Origin of the sequence: Okeania sp. SIO2B9 (assembly GCF_010672505.1) — a bacterium.
In the GTDB taxonomy this organism is placed as follows: Bacteria; Cyanobacteriota; Cyanobacteriia; order Cyanobacteriales; family Microcoleaceae; genus Okeania; species Okeania hirsuta.
In genome coordinates this window covers 1-6,383 of record NZ_JAAHGK010000321.1, presented here as the reverse complement: position 1 = coordinate 6,383, position 6,383 = coordinate 1, and the positions used below count along the sequence as shown (strand labels likewise).

3 protein-coding genes and 1 pseudogene are annotated in these 6,383 nt (G+C 33.2%); 1 reads left to right on the top strand and 3 read right to left on the bottom strand.

Annotation, left to right across the window (positions count from 1 at the left end; genetic code table 11):
- Window positions 1–445: 445 nt before the first annotated feature.
- Window positions 446–1,261, bottom strand: coding sequence for a RusA family crossover junction endodeoxyribonuclease (locus F6K13_RS13240; protein WP_124144050.1), 816 nt, complete (start codon window positions 1,259–1,261; stop codon window positions 446–448).
- Between the two features lie 338 nt (window positions 1,262–1,599).
- Here F6K13_RS13240 and F6K13_RS13235 point away from each other — a divergent pair.
- Window positions 1,600–2,163 (top strand): annotated as a pseudogene (locus F6K13_RS13235) (IS1 family transposase); the annotation flags it as partial.
- Between the two features lie 54 nt (window positions 2,164–2,217).
- On the opposite strand, the gene F6K13_RS13230 reads toward F6K13_RS13235, so the two are convergent.
- Both F6K13_RS13230 and F6K13_RS13225 read right to left on the bottom strand, forming a co-directional pair.
- Window positions 2,218–4,269, bottom strand: coding sequence for a hypothetical protein (locus tag F6K13_RS13230; protein ID WP_124144048.1), 2,052 nt, complete (start codon window positions 4,267–4,269; stop codon window positions 2,218–2,220).
- A 691-nt stretch (window positions 4,270–4,960) separates the two neighbouring features.
- A complete protein-coding gene (locus tag F6K13_RS13225) occupies window positions 4,961–5,914 on the bottom strand; it encodes a glycosyltransferase family 2 protein (protein ID WP_124144047.1) in 954 nt (317 codons plus the stop codon).
- Between the last annotated feature and the right edge of the window lie 469 nt (window positions 5,915–6,383).

The window sequence follows — 6,383 nt, the reverse complement described above, 5'->3', positions numbered from 1 at the left end:
TCAATTTTTTTAACGTTTAATTAGACCTACCTACTACCTAAAACCTACGATATGCTTCAAAATCTATTACCAATTAAAATAAATGGTGCCCAATAATAAGGATGACTAAACTCACTTCCAGCAAAAGGTAATTCTTCAAAATCAAATTTTCTTTTGCCTACTTGAAAATTATAAATTCCCTCTGTTAAAGCACCTGCTAATACTAGAGGATTAATCTATGTTTTCGGAGTTAAATCCATTAAAGTTGTGGCGGTAATATTGGAGTTAACTAGATTTCAACTTTGTAGCTTTTGGGCTTGCCTGTTTAAACCATTTAGACTTGGACTTACTCATATCTACGTTGGTGTAGGTTTGCTGTGGCACGCACTGTTACTTTTACCCTATTTCCTTTCTTTGTGCAACAAAGCCATATAACATACTAAATTAAAACTTATTATTTAACGATTTATCTCACAGGAAGTATTTCAATTGTAATCTTAACTCCCGTTTCCTTAGTATTAGGAATATATTCAAGATTAAGTTTAGGAATACAAGCCAAGCGGTCGTCCTGCAGCACCCCCGCGCCGTTTAACGTTAAAGCATCAAGACAAGCCCCTGCTAAATTATCTAAATCAGAATTAGTACGATGTTTACCACAAAAACTGATAGAAATAGCTGCTCTTTGAATTGGTAAATTTACTTCTAAATTAAGGTCAGAAACTTGACGGTAAATTTCAACTTCTGCTTGATTTCTCCAGGCACGATATCGAGGTGGTAAATAAGTACCATTAGTCGTAACTCGTGGGCGTGCTTTTGGAACTACTTTCCCACGAAGATAAAAGTTAATAATTGTAGCATTTTCAGATTTTTCAGAGTCTGGAAGGGAGGTCGGAAAATTTTCAGCATTGCTCAATAAAGGAATAATTTGCTTAACTTCTGTCTCCACATCTTCTTCAAAACTATCCTTTGACTTAGAGGAAATAAGTGACATCTGGGGTATATTCTCCATAGCAGATAGATCCACTTTTCTGTAAGGATCTAATTGCGTCCGGAAACTAGGCCAGCTTTTAGCTATTTGCAGATAAGTTTCAGCACAACTTTCTGAGAAATGGCAATTCTTTTTGAACCAAGATTGCCATTCAGTGGGAGAAAATAAAGCTTGAGTTTCTAGTAATAATTGCCCTAAAGAATAAGCAAATGCCATAGCATTTATCGGATCGTCTTGGCATTGTTTATGTTTAAAATTTATTTCTGCTATTAAGTCTTGCCAATTAATTAACATTTTATATTAGGTGAAGAAGTTGACTATAGAGCTATTTTACCGAATAATTAAGGTTTAAAGCATAATTGTATTAAGGATAAAAAAGAAAAAATCCTGGGTAGTCCTATATATGTAGTGGTAGGTTAATATAAATGATCAATTTATGATATTAATCTCTCAAATATTGAACTTCAATCTACTTGAAATTTGAAAATTTATTTTGTCGGCGATTGCTAACACAAAGCTCCGCTAACACTTGATATAATCAATCAGTACGTTATAAATAACTCAACCTTAAATGTAATACAAAAAAATCTGATAATATACATTTCAAAAATATTTCATCAATATCTAATCCTATGCCAAATAATGATTTAATCTGTGCCAATTGTGGTAGTGGCAATATTGTGAAAAATGGCACAATTCATAACAAAAAATAGAAATATCAATGTCAAACCTGTCAAATACAATTTGTCCCAAATAACTCTAAAGTATACATCAACGATCAAACCAAAGAATTGATTGATAAATTATCAAAGTGAAAAAATTAGTTTAGCTGGCATTATTCCTGTAAAAGGTGTATCTGAAAAATGGCTTCACGCATTACGTTAATAGTAAGTATACAGAGGTTTATCAATCTATTAAATCTACTAAAAAAACTGGAAAACTCACTATTGAGTGTGATTAAATGTGGTCATTTGTTGGGAGCAAATATTACAAGCAATGGCTGTGGCTAGCCATTGACATAGACACCAAAGAAATTGTGGGTTTCTTTTTAGTTAGGAGAAAGACGTGAAAAAGGTGTATTAGGGTTGTGGAATTGATTGCCGGATATTTACAGGCAATGTGCAATTTGTTATACAGATTTCTGGTGAGCTTATGATTTGATTTTTTCTGATTGTAGACATAGCTCAGTGGGAAAATAAACTGGTTTAACTGCCTATATAGAAAGATTAAATAATACTTTCCACACTCCCCTACTCTCCTACTCCACTACCATTTTTTGTAATCAGGTGATTTGTATCTAATTTATAAGCTTTACCTAATTTAGCATCAAATGCCCAAGCTGCAATTTTCAACTTACCTTCTGGGAGTAATTTACCAGAAATTGTTTGTTCCCAACCTGCGTTAAGGTATGCAGGATTATTGAATAGTTGAACTAAATTTTCTCTTTGAGTTTGAGCAGACATCAAAACATCAAAAATAATCCAATCATCTTTTGATTTTGGGTTTAATACCCCGCCATCTACAGGGTGTTTATAATTGGTTGGGGTTTGAGTCCCCATCCACTTTTTCCTTCTTCCTCTCTTGGTGCGCATTCCCTTGGGTCTGTCGCCGACGCGGGGTAGCACCGCTTCTTCCTTCTTCCTCTCTTGGTGTGCATTCCCTTGGATCTGTCGCCGACGCGGGGTAGCACCGCTTCTTCCTTCTTCAACTGCTTGATTTTTATAGGTTAAAATAATTGCATCTGCAGGCTCGTTACGCTCTGGTAAAAATGCCCAACCATTAACAAAGTACCAACTATTTAAAGGTATAATTCCATCTAACGATCCGTAAGTTTGATCTGGAGATTTTTCAGCAGCGATCGCTTCGATATTATTGCTGGCAACTAAATTAGGTTTTAACATACCTAAGTAATTAAGTCCCTTGACTAAATCTTTAACATGATCATAATTTCCTAAAATATTTTCTTCAATACAAAACTTATTTTCAATGATATTAATGAATGATAAACAAGTTTTTCCTTCCATACGCAATTGATAGCTAGATTTAATTTCTTTCACGCTATAAGTAAACGATTTATAGTGTAAAATCATCAATCCAGTCATGGCGATCGCCACTGTAACTTTATAGAGCCATACTTGCAATTTTATCGGATTTATCTGACTATAAATATGGCTCAAAACTATTGGTAATAAATGTATAATAGCGATTATTAAATAAATAGAAAATGTTGTATACCTTGAAGGTAAAGCACTTTCTACTCCAAAACCAACTCTACCAACGGCAGTAATTAAAGCACTAATTATTGAGTAGATAGCAATCATCATCCAACCAATAGTTCTCTCTAAAATATGGTAATTTTTAATATGTTTGAGTAGGTAAATAAATAAACAGCAAAATATTCCTATTTCTACTCCACCAATAAATATCGAAGAAGTAAGAGGAGATATTTCAAAACCAGAACCCAAAGGAGAACCCAAAAAGGCTAAGAAAAACTGTAAAGTTTGCTCTGGATGCCGAAATGCTGGTATAAGACTAGGGCTAACTTCAGGCTTTTGATAATCATAAAAATAAATAATTATATTGCTGATAAAAACTGCTATCCAGCTTAAGAATAACCATTTTTGTTTCAGTAAATCTGATGTTGATTTTGCCGTAACTAATATTAATACAGGTAAAATTATTATCCAAGCTATCATCCCATTAGAATAGGAAAAAGTACTAATGATGCAAAGCATCATACAAATTAAAAATTTATATCTAGTATGAAAGTGGGAGTAGACAACTGAAATTCCTGTAGTAATACAAGCGATCGGCATCAAAACTACTAATTGGATTCCCCAAAACCAGTTATCATATTGAATTGGAGAAAAAATCAGGATATTTGTCAAGAAAGCTATGAGTGAAGTTGTCAACAAATTAGCATTTACGGTTAATCGATTGAGGCGATAAATATTAACAGAAACTAGACAAGCTAAGATAAATATTACTAGCATTTCATATCTAACATCCCAGTTAGTTAAATATGCCAGTCCGAGAAATATTAGTCGTGGAAATAGTTTTCTACTTTCATTATGTTGAGCAATCAAGTCTTGCCAGGACAAGGAATTTTGGGAAATTTTTATGAATAACTGAGGCATAAGATTCCATTGGTCCCAATAAGGCATATTAACGCTGTAGGTCAGAATTAATATTCCCATTGCAACTGCTGGAAGTATAACTAAAACTATACTTATCCAATTTAAAAGTTGGAAATTATTCTTGAAGATTTTTTTGCTAATTGGGGATTTTTTTTCTGTTGTCATTATCCTCATTACGCTCTAAAGGTTTTATACCAATTTGAAAAAGGTAGTTAGATCTTAATCTTTGAAGAAGTAAGAAGGAAAGACCGAAAAAGGAAAAAGAGAATGGGGACTCAAACCCCAACCAATTGTAAATACCGCGTAGACGGCGGGGTATTAAACCCAAAAGAAAAAGATAATTTTTGGCCTTAAGTATAAAATTTGATCGTTCGCAGATATTGTAAATATTTAATTTTTTTTCTCTTTTTTCATATACTTCTTTTCCTCTGCGACCTAGGGACATTGCATGCAATATCCCTACCTAATCCCTGCTTACTCTTCCATGAATGTAGCAATATTTTATGAACAGGACTTACGCAAAAGACGAAATTATACAGCATTTTTAGGGGTTGGCCGTTAACCCCTAGGCATAAGTGGTAGTTATGCGTAAGTCCTAATGAAATTGGTATTAGATTTTAGGTGGTAGATTGAAGAGAAACTTGTTGTGCAACCCTGGTTTAAAATTAGACTGAAGTATTAACCTAAAAACTATAACTAAAAACCTTCTTCAACTCTATAAAATTAATCTGCTGAGTGAAAAAAATATTTTATAAATAAAATTGAATATAAATTGTTATCCAGATACTGAAAAATTGTGTACCACAGTTTTTAGTAGATAACTTAAATATTCTTGTTCAACCCACTGTTAAAATTTTTAACTTTCATCTGAACTTATTTTCTCAAAGCCAATTTTTTCTCTAATAATATAGTACGGTCTTTGCCTAACTTCATCGTAAATACGACCAATATATTCTCCAATAATTCCTAGAGACAGCAGTTGTATTCCCCCCATAAAAAATGTTGTAGTTAAACCATAAGCCCAGGATAAAAATTCTTGCCCTAAAACAAATTTAAAGTAAAGACCAATTAATCCTATAATAAAAGAGAAAATTGCAGATACTAAGCCTAAAATAGTTGCCATTTTCAAAGGAATTGTTGAAAAAGAAAATATGCCATCAAAAGCAAGCTTAAATAACTTAGAAACTGAAACTTTAGGCTCACCTCTATATCGAGGACCACGTTCTACAGAAATACCTATTTGTTTAAATCCGGCATAGGCTCTTAAACCACTTAAATATTTGTTGCGTTCTGGCATTTGTCGTAGAGTTAAGATGACTTTTCTATCCATTAATGAAAAGATACCTGCATCCATTGGAGTGATAATTCCTGACAACTTTCTTTGAATGTAATAAAAACTTTTAAATGCTAATCGTTTCAACAATTTTTCTTTACGATTTTTTCTAATAGCATAAACCACATCATATCCCTGTTGCCAAAGTCGTGAAAAACTAATAATTGCTTCTGGAGAATCTTGCAAATCTCCATCCATTAAAATAACTGCTTTTCCATCAGCATGATCTATTCCCGCAGACAAAGCAGATTGATGCCCAAAATTTCTAGAAAAGTTAATAATTTTTACTTCTAGGTGTTGCTGAGTTATTTTTTTTAACAGTTCAAAGGAAGAATCTACACTACCATCATTGATAAAAATTACTTCGCTATTACCATCAAGTCGCTGTAAAACATCTAATAACTGTCGCCATAGTTCAGGGATGATTTCTTCTTCGTTGAAGATGGGAATAACTACAGAATAATCTATATTTTTCATAGTCTTTACTCACTACTCGCCCAAATCATACATATCTAGTTTATAATTGTCAACTTTTAGGGAGTAGTCATTTCAGTTATCAGTTATCAGGTAAGCATTCAGCTATTAGCTGTCAGCTCTTCCTACGGAATGCTGCGCAAACAGCTTTTTAATAAATGAAGCAAGCATTTGCTTAACTTCTACAACATTTTTAAACAAAGAATTGAAGCACAAGAACAGCAAGCTTAAATTGTCAACTAAAATTAATAAAGCTGATAGCTGACTGCTGAATGCTGACAATTAACAACTGACTTTAAGGGTAAGGAAGCCAACTTTTGTAGTAAAACAATTAATAAAGCTTTTATCCTAAATTAAAAGCAATAGCTGATAGCTGATAGCTGATGACTGACTGCTGAATGCTTAGATTACCGCACTCTTATTTATCAATTCTTTCCCCCTACTTCGTACTCCCTACTCCCTCTTTTGGAGA